This window comes from Limosilactobacillus mucosae, from assembly GCF_046939755.1.
Classification (GTDB): domain Bacteria; phylum Bacillota; class Bacilli; order Lactobacillales; family Lactobacillaceae; genus Limosilactobacillus; species Limosilactobacillus mucosae_A.
Genome location: NZ_JBKZAY010000013.1, coordinates 26,081 through 49,997 on the forward strand (window position 1 = coordinate 26,081; position 23,917 = coordinate 49,997).

Sequence of the window (23,917 nt, forward strand, 5' to 3'; positions counted from 1 at the left end):
AAGGGGCAAGAACATGACGAAAGAAATACTGGTTACGACGACTGAAAAGATCCCAGGTCACAACTATGAAGTTTTAGGCGAAGTCTTTGGCGTTACCACCCAGTCCAAAAACGTTTTTTCCAACATCGGCGCCGGCCTGAAAAACGTGGTTGGCGGCGAGATCAAAGCCTATACTAAAATGCTGCACGAATCGCGTGAGGTTGCGATTGCCCGCCTGCGCGAGGATGCCGAGGCCAAGAATGCTGATGCTGTGGTCATGATGCGCTTTGATTCTGGCTCAATCGGAACCGACATGCAGTCCGTCGTTGCTTATGGCACGGCTGTAAAATTCACCGATTGATAACTAATTGATTGATTAAGAGCCAGGCTGCAAAATGCCGCCTGGCTCTTTTCTTACGAAAAAATCTGGCATTGGCAGCCGCCAACACCAGATAGTGTAGATTCTTTTTAGTCATTTTGCGATTTGATGTGCATCGATGAGCTGTGCGTAGCCATTCGTTTTTTAGGGTAAAGCTCTTTAGCTAAAGCCGTAATCGCAATTGGCGCCTCGCCAAAGCCAACTGCAATCAGCGCTGCTTTCCCAGGATAGGTAACGCCATCGCCAATTGCATAGACGCCAGGGACGCTGGTTTCCATTTTAGAGCCAACCTTGATCAGTCCCCGCTCGCTTGCCAATGGCAGTTCCCACTCATTCAGCGCAGCGTTGTTGGAGGTAAAGCCATAGTTAACTAAAATTTTGTCTACTTTCAGATGTTTTTCTTCATCCGACCGCATTTTTTTAAGGGTCAGCTCAACCGAGTCATCCGCATTCAGCCGCAGATCTTTAGGCAGGTATGGCGTTTCAACCTGAACCTGTGATTTTTTCAGCTGGGAGACGGTATGTTCCAAAGCACGAAAGGCATCCCGGCGATGAATCAGGTGGACCTCTTTGGCAATCGGCTCTAACATCAAAGCCATATCAATTGCTGAATCACCGCCACCTAGCACTGCCACGCGCTGATCGGCAAAATCGGCCTGATTGCTGACAAAATAGCGTACTTGTTGTCCTTCCAACTGTTCAGCACCATCCAATGCCAGTCTGCGTGGTGAAAAGGCGCCGTTGCCCAATGCAATCACTACGGCTTTGGAATAGGACGTTCGCTGTGCCGATTCGATCTTGAAGGTCCCGTCAGCCAGCTTAACGACATTGGTAACCTGCTCGCCTAAAAACTGGTCAATTGGCGCAATGGCCATCTGTTTTTCTAGCTTGGCAATCAGTTCTCGTCCCTGCACGCCAACTTCACCAGCCACGTCCCAGATCTGCTTTTCTGGGTAGAGCGCAGCAACCTGGCCGCCAAGCTGAGGCAGGCTTTCAATCAGCTGCGCCTTTAATTCATGCAGACCAGCATAAAAAGCAGCAAACATTCCGGCAGGGCCGCCACCAACAATCGTTACGTCATATGTCTGTTCCATCATCATTTACCTCGTTTAAAAAAATCTTTTCTACGACAAAAGCCATTGTACCACGGCTTAGCGCCTCAATTTTAATAAAACGGTTTAATTGTTGTTAAAACAATGTTTGAGTTTTAATCGGTTTTTGGTTATTATGTAATTGTAAACGTTATCTAACAATACTCATTCGGAGGAAATCAATCAATGGCTAAAAAGAAAATGATTTTAGACCTGGACACAGGTGTTGACGACGCTTTGGCGCTGGCTTACGCAGTTGCTGATCCAGAAGTTGATCTGATCGGGATCGTGGCTTCCTACGGCAACAACCTGCTGGACGTCTGTGCTGAAAACAGTCTGAAGCTTTTGGAGCTGCTGGGTCAAACCGATGTGCCAGTCTACAAGGGTCTGCCACACTCCAGCACGACTGACAGCTTTGAAGTTATGCAGGTTTCTAAAGACATTCACGGTAACAACGGAATTGGCGATGTTGAACTGCCAACTCCTAAGCGTGCCGTTGAAGCCGAATCCGGTGTCGACTTCTACATCGAAGCAGCCCACAAGTACGGTAAGGATTTGATCATCATCCCTACTGGCCCAATGACCAACCTGGCCGCTGCCCTGGAAAAGGATCCTGAAATTGCTCACCTGATCGGCAATGTTACGTTCATGGGTGGTGCATTGACGGTTGAAGGTAACGTTACCGACGTTGCTGAAGCCAACATCAACCAAGACGCCAAGGCTGCCAACACGGTGCTGCAAAGTGACCTGCCATTAACGATGGTTGGTTTGGACGTTACGCTGCGCACGCTTTTGACTAAGAAGGAAACGCAGCAATGGCGTGATCTGGGTACAAAAGCGGGTAAGGCCTACGCTGACATTACCGACTTCTACATTGATGCCTACTACAACCTGGACATCGACAAGAACGGCTGTGCCCTGCACGATCCGCTGGCAGTCGGCGTCTCCATCGACCCTACCTTCGTTCAAACGATCAGCCTGTTCATGAAGGTTGACTACGAAGAACACAACTACGGCCGGACGATTGGTGACAATTCACGTTTGAACGATCCTAATCCAAACGTCAAGGTTGCTGTTAACGTTGATAAGGAACGTTACTTGAAAGTATTCATGGAACGTTTGAACGGCATCTTGAAAGAACACTAATTACTAAATAAAAAACCTCATCGGCGCTTGTCGATGAGGTTTTTTCGATCCTATTCGATTTGCAGATCGGCTGATGGCAGATCCATGGCCGCGTTCTGAGCCGGCATTACAGCGTTTAATAACGTTAATTGCACTAAAGCCTCAACCCACTCGGCATCATCATTTAAGGCTGGCAGCAATTGATATTCGCTTCCACCAGCAGCCAAAAAGGCGTCTCGGTTCTCCTCGCCCAATTCCTGAATCGTCTCCAGACAGTCAGCCGTAAAACTAGGCGCGACAACCAATACTTTACGATAGCCTTGTTTAGGCAACGCGGTTAAAAGATCTTTGGTGGCCGGGGTCAGCCATTTTGCTGGTCCAAAACGCGACTGATAGGCTTGAAAGCAAGGAATATGCAAGCCCAAGCGCTCAATTACTGCCATGGTCGTTTGCCGGCAGCGCTGAGCGTATGGATCCCCAGCCTTTTGATAACTGAGCGGAATGCCGTGATATGAAAAGACGATTGCATCTGGCTTCATTTTAGCAGCTGCTTTTTGCAGTTTATTCGATAGTGCTTTGATATACGGCCAAAAGCTGCTGTAATCACTGACAAATCTAATTTCGGGAACCGTTTTTCGATCCTGGTAAAAACGGGCAACGTCATCTTGAACCGAAGCCGTGGTCGTAGTTGAATACTGCGGATACATTGGAATAATCGTTAAATCGGTAATTCCTTGAAACTCAAATTCTTTTAAGACTGCACCGATCAGCGGCTGACTGTAGCTCATAGCATAGCGAACCGTATAATCCGGCAGACGCTTTTGCAGCAGCTGAGCCTGACGCTGGGTATAGTGCAGCAAGGGTGAACCAATTTCTGACGACCAGAGTTTCTCATAATTGGCTGCCGACTTGGGAGCATGTTGGGGCAGCACCATCATATTTAGGATTGGCTGCCAGATCAATGGCGATAGATGAATGACCCGCCGATCGCTTAAGAATCGCCCTAGAAATTCAGTCACCGCGGGAACGCTGGGATCACTTGGCGTTCCGAGATTAACCAGCAGAATGCCTTTTTGATTTTTCTTCATAGTCTTGCCTCTTAATTTGTTGGAATTCAATAAGAATATTCTAGCACGACATATAGTAGCTAGTTTTGACTCTAAGTGCTATATATTGTGTTTAAGCTAATCAAATGATTATCAGCTAATTTCAACAAATTCAACCCCGCCTTGATGCAAACCAATTTCTCAGTTAAATCCTTTTTTGGTTTTCAAATTAAACTTCGATAAAATTTATGACGGCTTGCACTATGCCCAGTTATTTTGTAATATGAAAACGATCAATCATTCATGTCTGGGGTGCCATACGGCTGAGATAATACCCATTGAACCTGCTCTGGATAATACCAGCGAAGGGAGATACGGTAAATAATCTGTTGTAATCAGCCCCACTGTGGATTTTTCCATAGTGGGTTTTCTTTTGGACGGATGATTGAAATTTTCAATCATTAGGAGGGTCTTTCATGGCCAAAAAAAATAACAAGTTTCATCTGCGTGATATTATTCTGCTCGCACTGGTTGGCATTATCTTTGGGGTAATCTACTGGGCAGCTGCCTTTATGTACAACGCGCTGACCATTGTCTTTACACCGCTCAAGCTGCCAATGATGGGCAACGATCTAACCATGGGGCTTTGGTGCATGGCCGGTCCGATGGCAGGATTCATGCTGAAAAAGCCAGGCGCGCCCTTTTTAGGTGAATTTTTAGGTGCCGCTGGCGAAGCACTGATTGGCGATCAATGGGGGGCTGCCAACCTGATTTCTGGTGCTGTCCAAGGAATTGCCAGCGAACTGGGCTTTACGTTGACCGGCTACAAGCACTATGACTGGCTGGGAGCCGTTGCAACGACCATTACCACGACAATCGTTACGTTTGCCTGGGATTGGTTCCGCAATGGCTACAACAAGTTTGGCTTCAAAAACGTTTACTACTTTAGTGGCCGGCTGCTTTCAATGTTCTTCTTCTGCGGCGTTTTGGTAATGCTGATCGAACGGCTGCTGGAACGCTCGCACGTCATGAAACGCGAGGAATTTAACGACTAATGACTCATTTGGCAATCGACAATCTGACTTTTGCATATACGCCAAAGCATACGACGTTAAAAGATGTTACGCTGACAATCCCGGTTAATTCCTGGACGCTCTTTTATGGTGCTTCCGGCAGCGGTAAATCCACGCTAATGCGCCTCTTAGCCGGTCTGCTGCCCAAATACGGCGGCCGAATCCTACGGGGAAACATCAAACTGCCTAATGATTTAACGGTCGCCATGATGTTTCAGGATCCTGGGATGCAGTTCGCGCTTGATACGCCACAGCATGAATTAGAATTTGCCTTGGAAAATCTCCAGCTGCCATCCAGCGAAATGCCCGTCCGCATTGAGCATGCCCTAAAATTTTGCGGCATTGAGCACTTACGCGATCGCCAATTGACCACAATGTCAGGTGGCGAGCAGCAGCGGGCCGCCTTAGCCGTTTTAGTCGCGATGGATACCGATATTCTACTGTTGGATGAGCCGTTTGCCAGCATTGACAACCATAATCGGAGCTTGTTGATCCACCAGCTAACCTTACTGCAGGAAAAGTATCACAAAACGATTATCGTTGCTGATCACGATCTGCATGGCTATCGCGGCTTGGCTAAACAGATCATTCATTTTGAAAATCAGCATGCGCAGTTGCTTGACGCTGCTGCCAGTGATGCGCTGCTTAAGTCAGCCGATCAGCTGGTCGCCACAGTCCACCATGTCAAACTGCCAACTGCCAGCGACCAGCCGATTCTAACCCTCAAAAACGTGGTGATTGAACATGGGGATGAAAAACTGATCACGGCAAACGACTTTTCGTTTTTCAAAAATCAGACAACGCTGCTGACTGGTGCGACCGGAACCGGGAAGTCCTCATTATTTAAGGCTATTACGCACTTGGCAGCCTATCAGGGAACGATCGTCTATGATGGTCAGAACAGTCAAAAAATCAAGCCGCGCCGCTATGCTCAACAGGTCGGCTATGTCTTCCAACATGCCGTCGACCAGTTTCTTAGCGTGACGGTTAAAGAAGAATTGGCACTGAGTCTTAAAAAGGGTCGCAACCCTTACTTTGATAATGAACACCTGACCGCGGCACTTAGGCTGCTTGGCTTGAGCAAATTGCAGGATCGCGTGGTCTATTCGCTTTCTGGCGGGCAGCAAAAAAAGCTGCAGCTGCTTTTAATGCTGATGATGGGGCAGCCGGTTCTGCTGTTGGATGAGCCTTTTAGCGGTCTTGACCTTCATTCGCTGCACAATGTCGTTGAACTGATCAAGACCAGCCAGAAAGTCTATCCGCAAACGATGATTATTATCAGCCACCAGCTGGGGGGGCTGGAAAAGCTGATTGATCGGCACGTGAACCTAGCAGACGGTCGGCTCAGCTATCGGGAGGAATTTTAAATGAATCCAAGTTTTAAACTGTTGTTGGTGCTGATTATTGCTTTAGAAGTCTCGTTTACGCGTCATTTAACGATCAATCTGGTCCTAATTATGATTGCCATCGCCTATCTTTTGACTAAGCGTATTCGGCTCCGCTTGTTTGGCTGGCTGTTTTTAATGCCGCTATTTCCAGCAGTCGCGGTATTTATCACGATTGCCTGGTTCAGTCCTGGTCATGACTATTTTTATGCCTGGGTCCTATTTTCACGAATCTATGTCTACGTTTTTACCGGCGCGGCCATTACACAGACCACCAGTCCACTGGAACTCACCCGTTCTCTGGAACAAAATCTGCACCTGCCCAGCAAGTTTGCCTATGGAACGCTGGCGGCCGTCAATCTGATTCCTCGGATTAAAATGGCGGTTAAAACGATTCGCGCGGCTGGCCAAATGCGGGGCATCAATCTGTCCTGGTGGTCGCCAACACTTTATTTCAAAGCAATTCTGCATGCCATCACCTGGTCAGATCAACTGGCGCAGGCTATGGAATCACACGGCTATGTTGAGGATCGAGCGCGGACCAGCGTTCACCAGATCGCATTGACGGCTCGCGATTGGCTAATATTATCAATTAGTGTCATTTTAATACAAATTATCACATTTGCCCTACCATGAATGATTAGATATAATCAAAGAAAATATTTGGAGGGGTACAATTTATGGATAACAAATTCGGTCAGCGAATCGTCAGCGCGCTAGCCTATTTCAGTATTTTCTTTTTGCCGGTCATCTTTCCATTGATCGTCTGGATTATCGCAAAATATCAAGGTTTCAACGAGGTGCGCCAAAACGCTGTCAAGGCCTTTTGGAGTCAGATCTTCCCTCTCCTGTACATGATTGCGATTTTTGTAATCATTGGAGCAGCCAACATGCAGAATCTGGCTCATTTAGGCGGTTTGTTCAGCATTCTGGCAGCCTTTGCACTGCTGCTGGCTCTAGTACTTTTAATCTACAACATTGCTATGGGAATCGCAGTTTTATTGGGCCGCCATCCCCAAGACCATAATCAGGAATTCTAGTCTGCAAGTTATTAAATCCTTGTCTCAGTAATGGGGCAGGGATTTTTTAGAAAATCAAAAGACCTTGCTAAAATCGTTTGGATTTCAGTAAGGTCTTTAACTCGATTTTAACACTGTAAAGTGATTAGCAACGACAACATTCATTCTCCAACGTTTTTTCAGCCAATCCGCTTATTTTACGTATTGATTCAAAAATTCCTGAACGTGCTTTTGATAAGCCTTGGGATGCGTGGCAAACGACTTAGCATGCGCTGCACCTTTGACAACCCAGAGCTGCTTAGGCCCTCGCGTTGCTTGATAGTTTTGGTATACCATTCGTGTCGGTACAAAATCATCATTAGCCCCATGAATAAACAGCATTGGCCGCTGATTCCGGTTCAGCATTGTCGTTGAGCTGGCATCATGCAGATAAAAACCATTAGCGATCCGGTTGATGATACTCAGTGATCCTTCCAAAGGCTTACGGACCAGCCATGGCAGGTGATATAGATTCTGGGCCTCATAATCGATCTCAGCTGCCAGACTGGAATAGCCGCAGTCCTCAACAAAGGCCTTAACCTGGCGTGGAAGCTGGATGCCACTGGTCATCATAGTCGTCGCCCCACCCATGCTGACACCAAACATCACGATCTGGCTGTCTTGACCATGATACTTGATCAGCTTGTCGATCCATTTGCGCTCGTCATAGCGTTCCGGCCAGCCATAACCAATATACTTGCCCTCGCTTTGTCCCTGCGCGCGGGCATCGGGAACCAGGACGTTATAGCCCAACTGATGAAACAGCGCGGCATAGGCTCCCATCTGATCCTTATTACCCATAAAACCATGCGCGATCAAAACGCTCTTATTGGTCTTTTTAGCCGCTGGTACGTACCAGGCATCCAATCGATAGTTGCCGGTTGCAGATTTGATCGTCCAACGCGTTTTATGAACGTCTTGGTACCACTTTTTCTGCTGATACAAGGGATCACTCTTAACGATTTTCGGATTGTTATTGATAAAGTCTTTGTGTCCCGGCACCATTGCCACATGAAAAAAGTAGCCGCCCGCAACAAAAATTACGATCAAAAGCGTTGCTGTTATGCCGATCAGCCAGCGCAGCCACCAATGTTTCTTGGATTGATGATGCAAAATTATCCCTCTTTTTCTCAAACTCACAGTGATACCAGTTTAGCAGATTTTATTTTGATTGTCGAAATTCTTTTTACACGCTCTGTTGTTTAAATGATGATAAAATAATCATAACAAATTAATTAAGGAAGTGAGCGTATGTTTCCAGAACGTCTGCGTGCCTTAAGAAAAGGCCAAAACATCACCCTAAAGGAACTTGCCCAAGCATTGAACGAGCATCTGGGACCTGGCGAAAGACCCAACACGCCAACTCAGATCGGCAACTGGGAACGTGGCATCCGTAACCCTTCATTCGTTGAGGTTCGTAAAGTAGCCGAATTTTTTGACGTCAGCATGGATTATCTATGTGGTCGAACTGAACGTGACGGTCATGACTTGGCAAAACTTTTCTTCTCAAATCAAGATCTGCTGTTTGAAGATACCGTCTTAACCAGCCAGGATCGCTATGAAATTTTTCAATTAATCAATGGCTATCTGAAAGGACGCAGCCAGCGCAGTGAAACCGATACCTTCTACGGCAAGCAAGAAGAACTGAACCTTGATTTTAAGGAGTAATCAATGAATCCCAAGCAGTTAAAGAAACTCAAAAAACAAGTTAAAAAAGCCCATCAAGTCGTTAAAAAGCAGCCGTACATCGAGCAGTTGACGACCTATCGCGATCTGTTCGATGATTTTCCGCAGATTAAGTTTCTGATCAATAACGTTTTGGAAAGCGATCGGCTGATCAAAAATGGTCTTTTGCCGCAGCCACTGCCTAAACTGCTGCTGCCCGACAACATTCAAGACATCATCTTTAAAAAGGTCAACGAGCAATATCCACAAGGCAATCCAGAAGGCGACCGAATCTGGAATCGCTACGTAGATGCCCTGCCGAAACTGGACCGTCTCTTGCGCAATTATCGCGACTATCTGGAAGAAACCTATGGCATGTGGTCTTACGTCAATGCTCCTTATATCAAGGCCCTTTCAGAATATCTGCACGGACGGCCAACACTTGAAATCATGGCGGGGAATGGCTATATCTCCAACGGTTTGCGGAATCTGCGGCCAGCACAAACGATTTTTGCCACTGACAGCACTGACTGGACCAAGGAAAACGAAACTGGTAAGCATCCTGTCACTACGATTGAGCCCCTAGATGCCCTAGCTGCAATTAAAAAATATGGCAGTCAAGTTGATTACGTCATCATGTCATGGTCGCCAGACAAGCTGGAAATTGATTGGGAAGTCCTGCAGCTGCTGCGCAAAGACTATCCGGAAGTCAAACTGTTGGTCATCGGCGAAAAAAACGGCGCTACTGACTCAGCTAAATTCTGGCAAAATGCTCAGCTGACACAAGATGCTGAGCTGCAGAAAGTAAATGAGCAGTTGCATTCATTTGACTTGATCGATGAACAGATCTATTTGGCACGTTAAGCAAAAGACCACCGAAGGAAAAATCCTCCGGTGGTCTTTCTGCGTATTGATGCTATCTCAGGCTAATGACGAACGTCCACTTTCGCCATTGCCAGGCCCCTTGCAATCCGGCAAGTTAACGGGCCCCGCTCGAAATGTCATTTCCGCTCGCGCGGGGCAGCCAAACAAGGGTCGGCTGCCTGACCTCTCGACTCATCGCAATGGCTAGAATAGCATACTTAAAGCTCTCATGCAAATTATTCAGTTGCTTTAGCCGCCCGGTTCTCATTAGTCTGTACCAGCTGTTTCGTTACCCAGACCTGCATTTTTTCAGTCAGCACGGTGATTGAGCCGTTTAACTCATCAGCAGCAGCCAACTCATCAATTCTCAAACCTGAAGCATTCAAATCAGTTCCCGATGCCACCAGATACAGATTAACCGGTTTGGCATCCGTACCTTCTAAAAGCTTAGGATCAAGACGCGCAGCCTCTTGCATCGGTATATTGATCAAGTTGGTTTCCAGCGCCACTTCAAGTGAATCACCACTTGGCATAGCTACTTGCCACGCATAACGAGCCAGATAGCCAGCATCAAGCTGATCAATTACAAACCGCAGCCCCTTTGCCAGCGTTGCCGACTGCTGAATCTGAGCCGCGTCAGCATCATCCGTCTGCGTTTTTGCTTTATCCAGCTGGGTTAGATAATCATTCACCGTTAATTCCATCGCTTATCGCCCCATTTTATTGATTTCCTGGATTGAGTAGTAGTGACGCTGCTTAATACCATACCAGATTCCGGCAATACAAAGAATGATGCCCAGGATTGCCAACACCTGTACGAATATCCCGTAGACGGAAGCTTTAGGCCGCACCACCTCAAAAGCACCCCAGTCCGCGGCAGCATAATACAGCATTACCAATACCGTTACATAACCATCAAAACGCCAGTCCAGCGCCGCCAAAAAATCAACGACAACCGAAAGCGCGATAATCAGTCCAGCACGCCATAAAACCGTGCCGCTGACCAGTGACGTGCCATGTTGATGATACATCAGCAGTTCCAAAGTCAGCGCAATCAGCATCGTAACCGTGGAAATGGCAATCACTTTGATGACGTTGTTCGATACTTTCTTCATTTTAAAAAAATCTCCTCATAATTTGCTTGGCAACATCACCATTCTACTAGAAAGCGCTGTAAACCTCAATTACTCTGCCGATTGCCACCCAAAAATATTGTATACTAAAATTATAGAAATCAGGAGATGATTAAACAATGGCAGATGGACAATATCACAACATTTTAGTGCCAGTTGATGGTTCAAAGGTTACCGCTCAGGTTTTGGAAAAGGGTATTGCAATGGCTAAAACCTGCGACGCTCACCTGGATATTTTAAATGTCGTTCAGGTCACACAGCTTTCTGATGGCTACGCGCCGGCCAGCTCACTTTCACCCGATCAGACCTATGACTTGGTTAAGACAACCCAGGAACGCTTGGAAGACCTCAAGCAAAAAGCAATCGATGCCGGCGTTACCAAGGTCGACATTCACATGCGATTTGGTAATCCTAAGCAGGTTATCGGACGCGACTTTCCTAAAGACCATAACAATGACTTGATTGTCATTGGCTCGACCGGCTTATCAACTTTTGAACGCATCGTCTTGGGTTCGGTAACCGGTTATGTAATTCGTGTGGCGAAACCTGACGTCATGGTTGCCCGCACGCAAAAATAGCAATTACCCAATAAAAAAGAAAGGCATGCCCCATCTGGAAGAAGCATGTCTTTCTTTTTTAGCATTAAACCGATACGCTTAGTCTAAACCCAACCGCGTCTTAACCATCTTTTCCACTTCATCAGCCGTGTAGCATAGGTTAATGGCGTCGTTGGCCCACTTGGCGCATTCCTTAGTGTCCAGATTCTTCATCATGCTCCGCGTCCGCAGAATCGAGCTGGCACTCATGGAATACTCATCCAGTCCCATGCCCAGCAATAATGGCATAGCCAACTGATCACCAGCCATTTCGCCACACATGGCCGCCTTGGTGTTGTTGGCGTGAGCGGCGTCAATCACGTGCTTGATCAGCCGCAAAAAGGCCGGATTAAGTGGCTGATACAGATAGGATACCGCGTCGTTGCCTCGGTCAGCCGCAAAGCAGTACTGAATCAGATCGTTGGTCCCGATACTGAAGAAGTCGACCTCTTTGGCCAATTGATCGGCATACAAAGCCGCCAGTGGCACTTCAATCATCATCCCGATCTTAACATTGTCGCCCAGGCCAGGATGATCCTTTTGCAGCTCATCCTTGCACTCCTGGTAGATTGCCTTAGCCTGGCGCAATTCGGCTAGGGTCGCAATCATTGGGAACATGATCTCAACCGGACCAAATTCGGAGGCCCGAATCAAGGCGCGCAATTGCGTCTTGAAGATGTCTGGGCGGTGCAGGCAGATTCGAATGGCCCGATAGCCCAAGAATGGGTTCATTTCTTCAGGCAGCGGCAGGTAGTTCAGCGGCTTGTCACCACCGATGTCCAGCGTCCGCACGACGACCGGCTTGCCTTGCATGCCTACGACTGCCTTTTTGTAGGCTTCGAACTGTTCGTCTTCGGTTGGGAGATGATCACTGCTCATGTACAGGAACTCAGACCTAAACAGGCCGACTCCATCGGCCCCCTGCTTAACGGCATCCGCCACGTCATCAGGCGTGCCGATATTGGCCGCGATCTCAAAATGCTGACCGTCCTTGGAAACGGATGGCGCGTTGACCAATTTGGCCCATTCCGCCCGCTCCTTTTCAAACGCGGCTGCCTTGGCCTGATACTCCTCGATCTGAGCCTGGCTTGGATCAACGATGATATCACCATGCAGACCATCAACGATGACCATTTCGCCGCTCTTGATCGTGCTCGTGACGTCTTCGGCACCGACCACGGCCGGAATCCGCAATGTCCGTGCCATGATGGCCGCGTGACTGGTCCGACCGCCCAGATCGGTTGCCAGTCCCTTGACGAACTTGGCATCCATCTGCGAGGTATCGGATGGCGTAATCTCCTTGGCAATGATTACGACCGGTTCGCTGATAGAGGCAATGTCAGGCAGCTGCTTGCCCAACAGATGACTCAGTGCCCGCTTAGCAACGTCTTTAACGTCCGCGGCCCGTTCCTGCATGTACTTGTTGTCGGTCATAGCGGCCAGGACGTTGGCAAAATTGGTTGTCACGTCCGTCATGGCTTCTTCGGCGGAAACGTGCTGGCTTTCGATTTCGTCTTTGATCTGATTCTTCATTTCTGGGTCAGATAGAATGGCGATGTGCGCGTCAAAAACTTCCAACTCTTCATCGCTCAAGCGGCTCTTGGCGTTCTGCTTGATGGTCGCCAAATCGGCAATTGAGGCACTGAAGGCTTTTTCAACTCGTTCATACTCAGCGGCCGGATCGGTAATCGTTTTCTTTTCAAAACTCAGATCCGGATCAATCAGCAGATATGCTTTAGCAATTCCAATCCCGTCACTGGCGGCAATCCCTTTAATGATTTGCGACATAATGTTTGTCCCCCTCATCAATTCTCTAATGTCAACCGTTTGACATATATCAACTTCGTATATTATAAACCGTTATCATTTCCATTTCCACCATTATTTAAGCGTTTGCATAAGTATTATCAATCGGTTCAGTATATATTTGAAGCTAGGCTGCCTTACAGATAAAACAAAAGCCGCCCGATTCAAATGAATCGAGCGGCTTTCATATTAAGGTTTTAGTCGAGCGAAGTTAAATTACTTCAGACCCTTCCAAGTCCAGTTTTCAACTTCTGGCAAGTCCTTGCCTTCAGTACGGATGTAGTGGTTGTGCTTGTCAACCATGTTGTCCATTTCGTTTACGAAGGCAGCAGCCTTTTGTTCGTAACCAGGTACGCTCAGGATAGCGTCCTTAGCCAGGTGGAACCGGTCAAGTTCGTTCAGCACACGCATGTCAAATGGCGTCGTGATGTCACCATTTTCTTGGTAGCTGTGGATGTGAACGTTGTGGTTGTGACGGTCAAAGAACAGACTTTGGATCATGTCACGGAAACCGTGCCATGCGAAGATAACTGGCTTGTCAGCCGTGAAGTAACGGTCGAATTCTTCGTCAGTCAGACCTTCAGCGTTCTTGTCAGGCGTCATCAGCTTCATGATTTCAACAACGTTGATGTAACGAATCTTCAGTTCTGGGAAGTTGTCGTGCAGAATGTCGATAGCTGCCAGAGCTTCTTCAGTTGGTTCCGTACCAGCAGATACGAAGACAACATCTGGTTCTGCGCCTTGGTCAGTAGATGCCCAGTCAACGTAGCCCAGACCGTGGTTAACAATGTTAGTAGCTTCGTCAATGGAGAACCATTGCAGACGTGGGTGCTTGGACGTAACGAAGACGTTGATGCATTCGCGGTCGTTGAAGGCCTTGTCGGATACAGCCAGCAGTTCGTTAGTGTCGGCTGGCAGGTATTCCTTAACCAGGTCAGCACGTTCCTTTTCGTACAGGTGAGTCAACAGACCTGGATCTTGGTGAGTGTAACCGTTGTGGTCTTGTTGGAATACCGTAGAAGTGTCAACAAAGTTCAATGCTGGGTAGTCATGACGCCAGTATTGTTCCTTAGCCTTACGCATCCACTTCAGGTGTTGAGTCAACATGGAGTCAACGACACGACCGAATGATTCGTAAGTAGCGAAGAAACCGTGACGACCAGTCAGCGTGTAACCTTCCAGCCAACCTTCTGCTTGGTGTTCAGAAAGTTGTGAGTCGATCATCCGACCTTGACGTGCCAAGTCTTCATCGTTTGGTTCGTGAATGTCTTCCATCCATTGACGCTTATCGTTGTCCAGAACAGCGTACAGACGGTTGGACTTGGACTCGTCAGGACCGAAACCACGGAAGTTGTCTGGGTTCAGTTGGAACATTTCGTCCAGGTACTTGCCCCATTCGATCATGTCTTGCTTCTTAACAACACCGTGACCTTGTACGTCAACCGCGTACTTGCGGTAGTCTGGCATAACCAGTGGCTTAGGATCCAAACCACCGTTAGTGATTGGGTTCATAGCCATCCGCTTGTTGCCTTCTGGCGTGTTAGCCGTAACCTTGGCAACTGGAGCACCGTTTTCATCGAACAGTTCTTCTGGCTTGTAGGACTTCAGCCAGTTGATCAGCATGTCCTTGTGTTCCATGTCGTCTTGTGCGACTGGAATTGGAATTTGGTGAGCACGGAATGAGTTTTCGATTGGGTTGCCATCCAAGTCCTTCTTAGGACCAGTCCAACCCTTAGGTGCACGCAGGATTACCATTGGCCATTGTGGCATGGAGTCGTCACCAGTTTCACGAGCGTGCTTTTGGATAGCCAGGATGTCTTCAATAGCAGCATCCAGCGTCTTAGCCATTTCTTCGTGAACTTCCATGGTGTCCTTGTAGCCATCAAAGCCTTCGCCGTTGTAAGCGGAAACGAAGTATGGCTTCCAGCCCATACCTTCGAAGTACTTAGTAAGTTCTTCGTCGCTCATCCGAGCCAGGATCGTTGGGTTGGAGATCTTGAAACCGTTAATTTGCAGGATAGGCAGAACGGCACCATCCTTGATTGGGTTGATGAACTTGTCAGAGAACCAAGAAGCAGCCAGAGGACCAGTTTCGGCTTCACCGTCACCGATTTCAACAGCGGCAATTTGGTCTGGGTTGTCCAGAATTGCACCTACACCGTGAGACAGTGAGTAACCCAGTTCCCCACCTTCGTGCAGTGAACCTGGCGTTTCAGGAGCAGCGTGTGAAGCAGTACCACCTGGGAAGGAGAAGTGCTTGAACAGCTTAGCCATACCAGCTTCGTCTTGGGTGATTTCTGGGTAGATTTCCGTGTAGGAACCATCCAGGTAAGAGTTGTTGACCATAACTTGGCCACCGTGACCTGAACCTTCAATGTAGAACATGTTTACATTGTACTTCTTGATGACACGGTTCAAGTGTGCATAAATGAAGTTTTGAGGAACAATCGTACCCCAGTGACCAATTGGCTTTGGCTTAACGTCGGAAGGCTTCAGTTCGCGACGCAGCAGAGGGTTGTGCATCAGGAACAGCGTACCAACAGAAAGGTAGTTGGCTGCCCGCCAGTAAGCGTCAACAGTTTCCAAGTATTCCTTGGAATCGTAATTTACTGCCATCGATATTACACTCCTTAAATAAAATAACTACGTTCTGACTATAACGTCTCGTAAACCTCAATCAATTTACGCTATCTATGATATAGGATTTTTTCTAAAAGTCAACCTTTTTGAAAATTGATACGGTCCAATTATTAAAAATCCGTCTCTCCCTTTGTTATAAAAGGCTTTACCATAGTTGCTCCGATTGATTGAACACCCAAATTTTAGCAGAATTTCTGCGAAAAAGGCGTATTTTTCACTCTAATTTTTTCTTAAGAAATAAAAAAGCCCGCTTTAAATCAGGCCGGCTTTCAAACATTCAAATCAAAACGTTCAATGATCTTGTTCAACACGCCATTCTCATCATTGCTGCCACAACGAAACTTAGCGGCCGCAATGGCTTCTGGAGCACTTTGCGCCATGGCATAGCTCTCACCCGCTAATTTCAGCATGGTAGCATCATTTTGTCCGTCACCAAACGCCATCAGCTGACTGGGCTGCCACCCACGCGCCGCTAATAGCCGCTTTAAGCCAGTTGCCTTATCCATTCCTGGAATGATCAAATCCATGTTGCCATAGCCGCTTGATACGGGATGAACGATCTTGCCAAACCGTTTGATGACCTCATCCATCCAAAATCTGGTTTCTTTTGGCGGAACATCCATCATAAACTTAACCACCGGATCATCAATATCAGCCAATGATTGAATTTTTTTCATATGGATATAATGCGACTGCACGCGTTTAATAAAAAGCGGATCTTCACCCGCAAAAGCAAAGGCGTGGTGCCGCCCCGAAATAATCAAATGCCCGTCAGGAATGGAGCGGAAAAATGCAACCAGCGTCGCAACCTGCTCTTTGGTAAATTGGCCGCAGTAGATCTCCTGACCGCGATCAATCAGCTCAACCCCGTTTTCGGCAACAAAAGCCATGCCATCTGCTTCTTTGGCAAAGCGCTTTTCAGCCAGCTGATAAATCGGATTGCCACTGGCGACGACAAATTCAACGTCTTTTGCCTGCAGCTGAGCATAGACTTTTTCAAACAGTGGTCGATCAAACGTGCTTTGTGAATTTAAAAAAGTACCGTCCATATCAACGGCAATCGCCTTAATCAAGTTGATCCCCCCTAATCTTGGTTTAGATTGACAAACGTATTGTATTTCATATATTGATAGTGCACGCGCATGTTTGAGACTTCAAACGGCGTCCCATCATCTAAGAAAAAGACGCCCTCCATCATGCCGACTGGCTCGACTGGCTTTAGGTGCAGTTCTTTTTGATCTTCATCATTGGAAGGCGAGACCGAAATCGTCATAAATGAGCGCGTAACGGTTTTATTTTGTGATTCTTCTAAATAGTTGAAGATTGATCCTTCGACAATAGCCGGTGAAAGCATCGGCATGATCTTGATTGGAATATAGCCCGTTTCAATCATGAATGGCTGATCGTCAATCAAGCGCAGCCGTTTGATCTGGTAGACAAAATCATTATCGTTTAAAAAAAGATCCTGCTGAATTTCTTGGCTGGCTGGTACGACTTGATAGTTCAAAAGTTTAATGCTCTGCTTTTTGCCATCAAGCTTGAAACTGTCGGTAATCCCCAGATTGCTGCCCTCATAGCGAAACATCGCCTGATTTTTTAAATAGAGCGGGTTGATGAAGGTCCCCGAACCACGTTTCTTAAAAATGATGCCCTGCTGCGCCAAGATTCCCAAGGCCCGCTTAATGGAACTGCGGCTGACCCCGTAGTCACTGCTAAGGCTGCGTTCATCGGGAAGCTTCATGTTCGCGTAGTCGCCATTGAGTATCTTATGTTTTATATCGCGCATTACTGAGCGGTATACTAAGTCTGCCATGTAATTACCCCTCGGTCGGTCCATCGACCCCTGTCTTAACTTATAGTATCTAAATCAGTTCATAGTATATCAAATCTCATGATAATTGGTTACCATTTTTACGTTAATTGGTCCGTCCCAGATTTGACAAAAACTTGAAATTTGATACCCAATCTTAAATTGGACACCTGATCATCGCCTTATCAATTCAGGCAACTCATGTCATAATGGGCTTGCGGTTTTGATTAATTACCTGGTTGATATTTAAATTATTAAGGAGACACTTTATTTTTATGAGCAAGAAAAAACAACGCATTAAAAAAACTCAAGTCGAACAGATTCTCGATAAACACCACATCCCTTATCAGCAAATTGTCTTTCCAACGTTTGAAGATGGCGATGTCCGGTCATTGAAAGTCGATCATCTGGGTATCGACGAGCATCTCATCTATAAGACACTAGTACTGGAAGGGCCAACCACTGGACCATTAGTTGGCGTAGTTCCAATTGACAGTCACCTTGACGAAAAGGCCTTGGCGCGAGTTTCCGGCAACAAGAAAGTCGACATGGTTCCATTAAAGAATCTACTCAAGACGACCGGCTACGTACACGGTGCCAATACTCCAGTTGGCATTTGGGAAAAGCATAAGTACCCGATTTTTATCGATAATGATGCCAAAGCCAGCGAACGAATCTATGTCTCCTCTGGTCAGATTGGTCGTTCCGTGGCCGTCAATGCAGAAGCGCTGGCTGAATTGGTTCATGCCCAGTTTGCCGACCTGCAGCAGCATTAAAAGATCATGAACGGCTATTTTAAAGTCTTGGGCGCGCTGGGGCTTTTTTTGGTAATGATTCCGGTACTCTTAGGTGCGCTAACCGTTATGATCAGTCGTCGCAACAAAGCTCTGTCTGTTGTCATCGGCGGGTTTTATGCCCAGATCATCCTTGGCGGTATTGGCGTTGTCATTCATGAGCTGAGTCACCTGCTGACGGCATTGTTTTTTGGCCATCAGGTTGTCAGTTTTCGTCTGTTGCACGTGCCTGATCCGCATAATCCAGCCGACAACGCTCTTGGCTATGTCAATCATGCCTGGAACGAGCATAGTTTTTATCAGCGCGTTGGCAATGTCTTTATCGGGATTGCTCCAGTCGTTGGCTGTACACTGGCAATCATTGTCCTGACTCAATGGCTGGTGCCGGGAATCTTTACGCTTTGGCATGCCTTGATCACCCAAACCGCGGCGCCGCAGATTCATCTAGCGGCCAGCCGCGCGATTCTGTGGCTGGTTTTGATCGGCAACATTGCTATTGGCGGCTTTGATCTCAGTAATGCTGATCTGGAAAACTCCGCCACTGGTCTGATGACGCTGATCATTGCTTTTTTGGCGACGGCTTTGATTCTTTGTCAGTTTACGACAGGGCCGATCGTCGCACAGACTCTGCGAACCTGGCTGGCTCCTTTTTATTGGTCGCTGGCATTTGCCCTGTTGATCAATCTGCTGATGCTGGGGATTTTGAGTCTGCTGAGCCGCTTGGGATAATTGACCTGCTGTCCAGATACGCTTAGAATTATTTTTATAATGCAATTAGGAATCTTTGTAGAAAAAGAAGGTCTAAAAGAATGAAGAAAAATCTGTCTGCCTGTACCACGGTTTTGGTCGGCAAGAATGCTACCATTGATGGCTCAACCATGGCTGCCCGCAACGATGATACGTTTGGTCCCCTGACCCCACAGCGTTTCGTTACCTACCCGGCATACCATAACCAGCCCAACCAGGTTAAGGCCTACCTTAACAAATGCGTGGTTGATCGTCCCGCTGACGGCTACCGCTACCAAGGAACGCCCAACGTCAACTACAAAACGGAAGGTGTCTTTGACGAAAGCGGTTTTAACGAAAAGAACGTCGGCATGAGCGCTACTGAAAGCACCTATTCCAATGAACGAGTACTGGCCTTTGATCCTTTGGTTGAAGATACCGGTATCAATGAAGATCTGATCGTTGCCGCTACCTTGCCGTTTATTGACAGCGCGCGCGAAGGGGTACAGTATCTGGGTCAACTGATCAAAAAGTACGGTTCTGCAGAAGGCAATGGCGTAATCTTCAGTGATAAAAACGACGTCTGGTATATGGAAATCATTACCGGTCATCACTGGGTCGCACAGCGCATTCCTGATGACTGCTACGCGGTAACCGGCAATCGCATCGCCATTCAAGAGGTTGACTTCAATGACCCTGACAACTTTATGTGGGATGACACGATTCGCGAGTTCGTCGCAGAACACCATCTGAATCCGGATCGCGACGGTTGGAACTTCCGCCACATTTTTGGCACGGCCACCGTTTTTGATCAGCACTACAACACGCCTCGGCAATGGTATGGTCACAAGGTTCTAAGCCCCGATGTTGAGATGGATCCACTGGACTTTGACCTGCCATTTGTCATGAAGGCCGACCATAAGATTACCTTGGAAGACGTTGAGGAAGTTTTGAGCAGTCACTATCAAAACACGCCTTATGATCCGTTAGGCCACGGCACGGATAAAGAAAAGCATCTGTTCCGGCCAATTTCTTTGAACCGGACCCAAAACTCGCACATTCTACAGGTTCGGCCTGATCTGCCAGAAGCTGCTTCAACGATCATGTGGATGAGCTTTGGGATTCCAACGTTCACGCCATACGTCCCATTCTTTGGCAATGCCGCGGATGTTGATGCCAGCTACAAGAACACGCCTAAAGAGCTTAATATGAACCTAAAGAGTGCCTACTGGATGTACCGAGCACTTTCCATGATCGTTGAAAGCCATCATGCCGAATTTTTACAGGCCGATCTCGACTACCTCAAGGACGCACGCCAATATTTCTACAAGTGGATCGATGAAACTGCTCCCCTTGCTGAAGGAATGGACAACAATGAAGCGAGTGATGTTTTGAGCGAGCAGACCCACGAAATGGTTGCCGAAATGGCTAAACGCACCAAAGAACTGATGAGTCAGCTGATCATGCATGGTCTAGAGCTTTCAAAACTGACTTTTACGATGGATAAAAATCTTTAACATTATTAAAGCCCCGCATCTCAGCTGAAATGCGGGGCTTTTTGCCGGTTATTATTTAGGCAGTTACTTTCTTTGAGGTTTTCGATTGTGGCAATGCCGCCAGAATCAAAGTTACCAGCGGATTAAGCAGCGGGTAGAGCGTAAAGGCAACGTAGCCGTAGTCATGCAGGCTTAAGGTTCCCGCAATGAAGATTCCGCTGACGCTCCAAGGTACTAAGGGATTAATGTCGGCACCGCCAGCTACTAATGAACGCGTCAGCATGTTTTGAGAAAGCTGCTGTTCTTCGTAAGCTGCTTTGAAAGCCGTGCCTGGTAGAATCTCAGAAAGGTATTCCTCGCCAATCATTACGTTGACAGCTACTCCACTGACAATTGTTGCCAAAACCAGCTTGAATGGCGTATTGACCCATTTTTGCAGAACAATCAGCAATTGATCGACAACCCCGTATTTCATTAAAAGCCCACCCATTGATAAGGCACACAGAATCAGAGCAATCGAGTTCAGCATGTGGGCAATCCCACCGCCGGACATTAACGAGTCAAGCAGCTTACTACCATGCATCTGAAAGCCATTCATCAACATATTGCTGATCTGGGCAAATGACAGCGATGGCGTCCAGATCTTGGTCAAGACCAGCGCCGTAAACGAGCCAGCCAATAAGGTCGGAATCGCCGGCACCTGCCTTAACGACATAATCAAAAGCACCAGAATCGGCAACAGCGACCAAACGCCAACATGAAAACTTGATTTGAGCGCGCTACTGATAACGTCTACGCGTGAAAGATCCGCACTGGTATTACGAAAACCGATCACCGCGTAGATAACGGCAGTCACAATTGCTGCAGGCACCGCAGACTTAGCAGTATTTTTCAAATGTTCCGGAACGCGATTGCCGATCAGACTGGTGGTTAGATTGGAGGTGTCAGAAAGCGGCGAGAGATTATTGCCTAAAAAGCCACCCGCGACGATGGCCCCAGCCGTCATTGCATTACTAAAGCCCAGAACGTGGCCAATTCCCATAAAGGCCAGGCCCAGTGTCGAAATCGTTGTAAACGCATTGCCCACGATAATACCAACGATACCACAAGCCAAAAAGACAGTCGGAATGAAAAACTTGACCGAAATCAGATCAAAGCCAATGACCATAATCGTTGCAATTGTTCCAGAAGCCAGCCAGGTACTGATCAAAAGCCCAATCATCATAAAGATCATCATCGGAATAATTCCCGGCTTGATCCCTTCAGCAATCCCGCCGATAATCTCCTCCCAGGCAAAGCCGCGCAGTCTGCCGTAAAATAAAAGCAGCGTAAAGACGCAGAGAATTGGGATCTGCGGACTCATCTTGTATTTAATGATTAAGGTTCCCAAAATCAAAAACATGACGACGATCACGCCGAGACTTTCTGTCATTTTCAAATGCCGCTGTTCCATCGACCGTTCATCCTTTCCAAAATAAAAAACCGCCACGCTGTTCCGTGACGGCAAATTTGATGAATCATCAAGCGCCACGGGACGGCCCGCGGCGGCATCATGTCAAGCTTCCGCGGATACAAGCTGTTGCGTGCCTGCATCCATAACGAACACAACCACTATCATTTACAGATAGCGTTGATAAGACGTTAACTTAGAAAATGCTTGGACCATGATTCCATCTCCGTTTTTAAAATTATTGGCCTCATTGTAAAACCATCAGATTAGAAAATCAATATAAAATTAGACTTTTTTAATTTTATAAGAATCTTTGGTTTGGGCAAAATATTCAGCAAGGGCATTACGTGCTGATTGCCCTATAATAATTAAGGTAATCTGTTTTAAAGGATGGCGATTAAAAATGAAAATACTTCTTGGGCTAAAGGGCAGCAGCAGTCGCGCGCAAATTGACGATCGTCTGCGGCATCATCCCGACGTCTATGAATTCTATACTGACGCAGGCGACTTTACCCCCAGCGGCTATCAGCACCTATATGAGGCCGTCCAGTACGTGCAGAGCCGTGGCGTCAGTAAGATTGTTCTACATCATCCGATGAAATTTGGACCTACTCATGCTGAGATCGTGGCTCCTGAAAAACAATTTCCCGAACTGTATCGTTTTGTCGAAGAGACCACGATGCAGTTAATCGGTTTGGCTAAGGATCTCAACGTTCAATGTCTGATTCACGGTGCCTATGCTCAAGAAACCACCAAATACATCGACTGCTATCCTAATCTGCAGGCTGCACAACAAGTCGCGTTTGATCGATTGGATCGTTTTGCAAAAGCAGGCGGCAGCCACATCATGTTTGAAAATTCCATCGCGCCGGTATTTGCCTATGGCGATCCAGCAATGGAAGATGAGATTTTAAGCCATCATTATCGGTTGGCCTTTGATACCTCGCACTGTTTCATCTGGCTGCACGGCAGTAATCAAGGCCTGCAAAAATCACTGCGCCATTTAAAAGACCAGATCGTTCATTATCATTTGGTCGATTCAATGGGGCAAACCCATGACAGCCTGACTCTGGGAACCGGCAAGATTGATTGGCGCGGCGTCTTGCCATGCTTAAATCCTAATGCTACCAGTATTTATGAAATCAATCTCCAAAACCAGCAAAACTGTCAAGAACAGCTGCAGAGTCATGCCTATTTAGCCAAAATAGCTCAAGAATTTGATTAGCCTTTCTTGATGTCGCGCGGCTGCTGAGTCTCTTGCATGGCTTTTAGCAGCTCAGCAGCCTGCATGCGGTTGAACAGCGTTTCCACTACGTAATTGATCAGCTGGTCATTGATCGGATCAAGCTGATTATCAGCCGTTGCTGGTTGGTTATGCAATCGGGCATTCATCAAGTCAACGAATCGATCATAAGCCTGTTGCGGATAATTATTGATCGTAACCTGCTTAATGCCCTCATGAATTGAAGGAATCGAAAAACTTCCCTTAAGCATGGCAACCATAATCACGGCCGCCAGCTGGTAACGCGAGTACTTCTTTTTTACCGGAGCCATGATGATGCCTTTTTTAACATAATTATTGATCATCGACTTGGTAATTGGCGCGATACCCATCCCCAAGGCCCGATCATTGACCAAGGCAACGACTTGATCGACATAAAGATCCAGATCTGGCAGCTCGTCCCAGTGCGGCAGCTGAATCTTTCCCAAGTTAGCCTGCCAGCGTTCAAAACTCGTCATTTTGGTTCCCCCATTCCAAGTAGATAGATTGGTTGCTTTAGATAGTTTTTAAAACCAGTAT

At 47.1% G+C, this 23,917-nt stretch carries 24 protein-coding genes and 1 riboswitch; of the genes, 13 read left to right on the forward strand and 11 right to left on the reverse strand.

The features are described 5' to 3' along the window. Positions 1-13 precede the first annotated feature (13 nt). Positions 14-340, forward strand: a complete 327-nt coding sequence (locus tag ACLUWI_RS05790) for a heavy metal-binding domain-containing protein (RefSeq protein ID WP_412146552.1) — start codon at positions 14-16, stop codon at positions 338-340. Positions 341-447: 107 nt separating this feature from the next. Here ACLUWI_RS05790 and ACLUWI_RS05795 read toward each other — a convergent pair whose 3' ends face one another. Then, positions 448-1,455 carry an NAD(P)/FAD-dependent oxidoreductase gene (locus tag ACLUWI_RS05795; RefSeq protein ID WP_412146553.1) on the reverse strand — a complete coding sequence of 336 codons (1,008 nt, stop codon included), beginning with the start codon at positions 1,453-1,455 and terminating at the stop codon, positions 448-450. Positions 1,456-1,635: 180 nt separating this feature from the next. On the opposite strand from ACLUWI_RS05795, the gene ACLUWI_RS05800 reads away from it, so the two are divergent. Further along, on the forward strand, positions 1,636-2,595 hold the full coding sequence (locus ACLUWI_RS05800) for a nucleoside hydrolase (RefSeq protein ID WP_272215417.1): 960 nt from the start codon (positions 1,636-1,638) through the stop codon (positions 2,593-2,595). 50 nt (positions 2,596-2,645) lie between these two features. Here ACLUWI_RS05800 and hemH read toward each other — a convergent pair whose 3' ends face one another. Beyond that, on the reverse strand, positions 2,646-3,662 hold the full coding sequence (hemH, locus tag ACLUWI_RS05805; RefSeq protein WP_412146554.1) for a ferrochelatase: 1,017 nt from the start codon (positions 3,660-3,662) through the stop codon (positions 2,646-2,648). 256 nt (positions 3,663-3,918) lie between these two features. Beyond that, positions 3,919-4,008, forward strand: a riboswitch (TPP riboswitch). Between the two features lie 88 nt (positions 4,009-4,096). Between hemH and ACLUWI_RS05810 the strand changes: the two genes are divergently transcribed. The 4 genes from ACLUWI_RS05810 to ACLUWI_RS05825 are packed head-to-tail and all read left to right on the forward strand — an operon-like array spanning position 4,097 to position 7,118. Further along, positions 4,097-4,675 carry an ECF transporter S component gene (locus ACLUWI_RS05810; RefSeq protein WP_169461653.1) on the forward strand — a complete coding sequence of 193 codons (579 nt, stop codon included), beginning with the start codon at positions 4,097-4,099 and terminating at the stop codon, positions 4,673-4,675. Next, complete coding sequence (locus tag ACLUWI_RS05815) at positions 4,675-6,060, forward strand: ATP-binding cassette domain-containing protein (RefSeq protein WP_412146555.1); 1,386 nt, start codon at positions 4,675-4,677, stop codon at positions 6,058-6,060. Before ACLUWI_RS05810 ends, ACLUWI_RS05815 begins: the two co-directional genes overlap by 1 nt. Then, positions 6,061-6,714, forward strand: a complete 654-nt coding sequence (locus ACLUWI_RS05820; RefSeq protein WP_412146556.1) for an energy-coupling factor transporter transmembrane component T family protein — start codon at positions 6,061-6,063, stop codon at positions 6,712-6,714. It abuts the gene before it with no gap. 44 nt (positions 6,715-6,758) lie between these two features. Next, positions 6,759-7,118 carry a hypothetical protein gene (locus ACLUWI_RS05825; RefSeq protein ID WP_412146557.1) on the forward strand — a complete coding sequence of 120 codons (360 nt, stop codon included), beginning with the start codon at positions 6,759-6,761 and terminating at the stop codon, positions 7,116-7,118. Positions 7,119-7,289: 171 nt separating this feature from the next. On the opposite strand, the gene ACLUWI_RS05830 is transcribed toward ACLUWI_RS05825, so the two are convergent. Then, positions 7,290-8,249, reverse strand: a complete 960-nt coding sequence (locus tag ACLUWI_RS05830; protein WP_412146558.1) for an alpha/beta hydrolase — start codon at positions 8,247-8,249, stop codon at positions 7,290-7,292. A gap of 138 nt (positions 8,250-8,387) precedes the next feature. Between ACLUWI_RS05830 and ACLUWI_RS05835 the strand changes: the two genes are divergently transcribed. After that, the gene (locus tag ACLUWI_RS05835; protein ID WP_412146559.1) at positions 8,388-8,804 is read left to right on the forward strand and encodes a helix-turn-helix domain-containing protein; all 417 of its coding nucleotides are present in this window, start codon (positions 8,388-8,390) and stop codon (positions 8,802-8,804) included. 3 nt (positions 8,805-8,807) lie between these two features. Continuing rightward, on the forward strand, positions 8,808-9,665 hold the full coding sequence (locus ACLUWI_RS05840) for an SAM-dependent methyltransferase (protein ID WP_412146560.1): 858 nt from the start codon (positions 8,808-8,810) through the stop codon (positions 9,663-9,665). Positions 9,666-9,901: 236 nt separating this feature from the next. Here the strand turns inward: ACLUWI_RS05840 and ACLUWI_RS05845 are convergent, their stop codons facing one another. Both ACLUWI_RS05845 and ACLUWI_RS05850 read right to left on the reverse strand, forming a co-directional pair. After that, positions 9,902-10,369: a hypothetical protein gene (locus ACLUWI_RS05845; protein WP_412146561.1), complete on the reverse strand. Its 468-nt coding sequence runs from the start codon at positions 10,367-10,369 to the stop codon at positions 9,902-9,904. Between the two features lie 3 nt (positions 10,370-10,372). Beyond that, positions 10,373-10,780 carry a hypothetical protein gene (locus ACLUWI_RS05850; RefSeq protein WP_412146562.1) on the reverse strand — a complete coding sequence of 136 codons (408 nt, stop codon included), beginning with the start codon at positions 10,778-10,780 and terminating at the stop codon, positions 10,373-10,375. 137 nt (positions 10,781-10,917) lie between these two features. Between ACLUWI_RS05850 and ACLUWI_RS05855 the strand changes: the two genes are divergently transcribed. After that, positions 10,918-11,376 (forward strand): universal stress protein, encoded by a 459-nt coding sequence (locus tag ACLUWI_RS05855; protein WP_412146563.1) that lies wholly within the window; start codon positions 10,918-10,920, stop codon positions 11,374-11,376. A 78-nt stretch (positions 11,377-11,454) separates the two neighbouring features. Here the strand turns inward: ACLUWI_RS05855 and ptsP are convergent, their stop codons facing one another. The 4 genes from ptsP to ACLUWI_RS05875 form a co-directional block, all read right to left on the reverse strand. Further along, complete coding sequence (ptsP, locus tag ACLUWI_RS05860) at positions 11,455-13,182, reverse strand: phosphoenolpyruvate--protein phosphotransferase (RefSeq protein WP_412146564.1); 1,728 nt, start codon at positions 13,180-13,182, stop codon at positions 11,455-11,457. A gap of 234 nt (positions 13,183-13,416) precedes the next feature. Further along, complete coding sequence (locus tag ACLUWI_RS05865; protein ID WP_412146565.1) at positions 13,417-15,816, reverse strand: phosphoketolase; 2,400 nt, start codon at positions 15,814-15,816, stop codon at positions 13,417-13,419. A gap of 293 nt (positions 15,817-16,109) precedes the next feature. Then, positions 16,110-16,913: a Cof-type HAD-IIB family hydrolase gene (locus ACLUWI_RS05870; protein ID WP_412146566.1), complete on the reverse strand. Its 804-nt coding sequence runs from the start codon at positions 16,911-16,913 to the stop codon at positions 16,110-16,112. An 11-nt stretch (positions 16,914-16,924) separates the two neighbouring features. Then, complete coding sequence (locus ACLUWI_RS05875) at positions 16,925-17,653, reverse strand: GntR family transcriptional regulator (RefSeq protein WP_412146567.1); 729 nt, start codon at positions 17,651-17,653, stop codon at positions 16,925-16,927. A gap of 272 nt (positions 17,654-17,925) precedes the next feature. On the opposite strand from ACLUWI_RS05875, the gene ybaK reads away from it, so the two are divergent. The 3 genes from ybaK (at position 17,926) to ACLUWI_RS05890 (ending at position 20,687) form a co-directional block, all read left to right on the forward strand. After that, the gene (ybaK, locus tag ACLUWI_RS05880) at positions 17,926-18,426 is read left to right on the forward strand and encodes a Cys-tRNA(Pro) deacylase (protein WP_412146568.1); all 501 of its coding nucleotides are present in this window, start codon (positions 17,926-17,928) and stop codon (positions 18,424-18,426) included. A 6-nt stretch (positions 18,427-18,432) separates the two neighbouring features. Continuing rightward, a complete protein-coding gene (locus ACLUWI_RS05885) occupies positions 18,433-19,173 on the forward strand; it encodes a hypothetical protein (RefSeq protein ID WP_412146569.1) in 741 nt (246 codons plus the stop codon). 80 nt (positions 19,174-19,253) lie between these two features. Continuing rightward, a complete protein-coding gene (locus ACLUWI_RS05890; protein WP_412146570.1) occupies positions 19,254-20,687 on the forward strand; it encodes a C69 family dipeptidase in 1,434 nt (477 codons plus the stop codon). Positions 20,688-20,742: 55 nt separating this feature from the next. Here ACLUWI_RS05890 and ACLUWI_RS05895 read toward each other — a convergent pair whose 3' ends face one another. Then, the gene (locus tag ACLUWI_RS05895; protein ID WP_412146571.1) at positions 20,743-22,119 is read right to left on the reverse strand and encodes a Na+/H+ antiporter NhaC family protein; all 1,377 of its coding nucleotides are present in this window, start codon (positions 22,117-22,119) and stop codon (positions 20,743-20,745) included. Positions 22,120-22,519: 400 nt separating this feature from the next. Here ACLUWI_RS05895 and ACLUWI_RS05900 point away from each other — a divergent pair, with 400 nt between their 5' ends. After that, the gene (locus ACLUWI_RS05900) at positions 22,520-23,341 is read left to right on the forward strand and encodes a sugar phosphate isomerase/epimerase family protein (protein ID WP_412146572.1); all 822 of its coding nucleotides are present in this window, start codon (positions 22,520-22,522) and stop codon (positions 23,339-23,341) included. Here ACLUWI_RS05900 and ACLUWI_RS05905 read toward each other — a convergent pair. Next, complete coding sequence (locus tag ACLUWI_RS05905) at positions 23,338-23,856, reverse strand: DUF1836 domain-containing protein (protein WP_412146573.1); 519 nt, start codon at positions 23,854-23,856, stop codon at positions 23,338-23,340. The two genes, ACLUWI_RS05900 and ACLUWI_RS05905, sit on opposite strands and share 4 nt — an antisense overlap. Between the last annotated feature and the right edge of the window lie 61 nt (positions 23,857-23,917).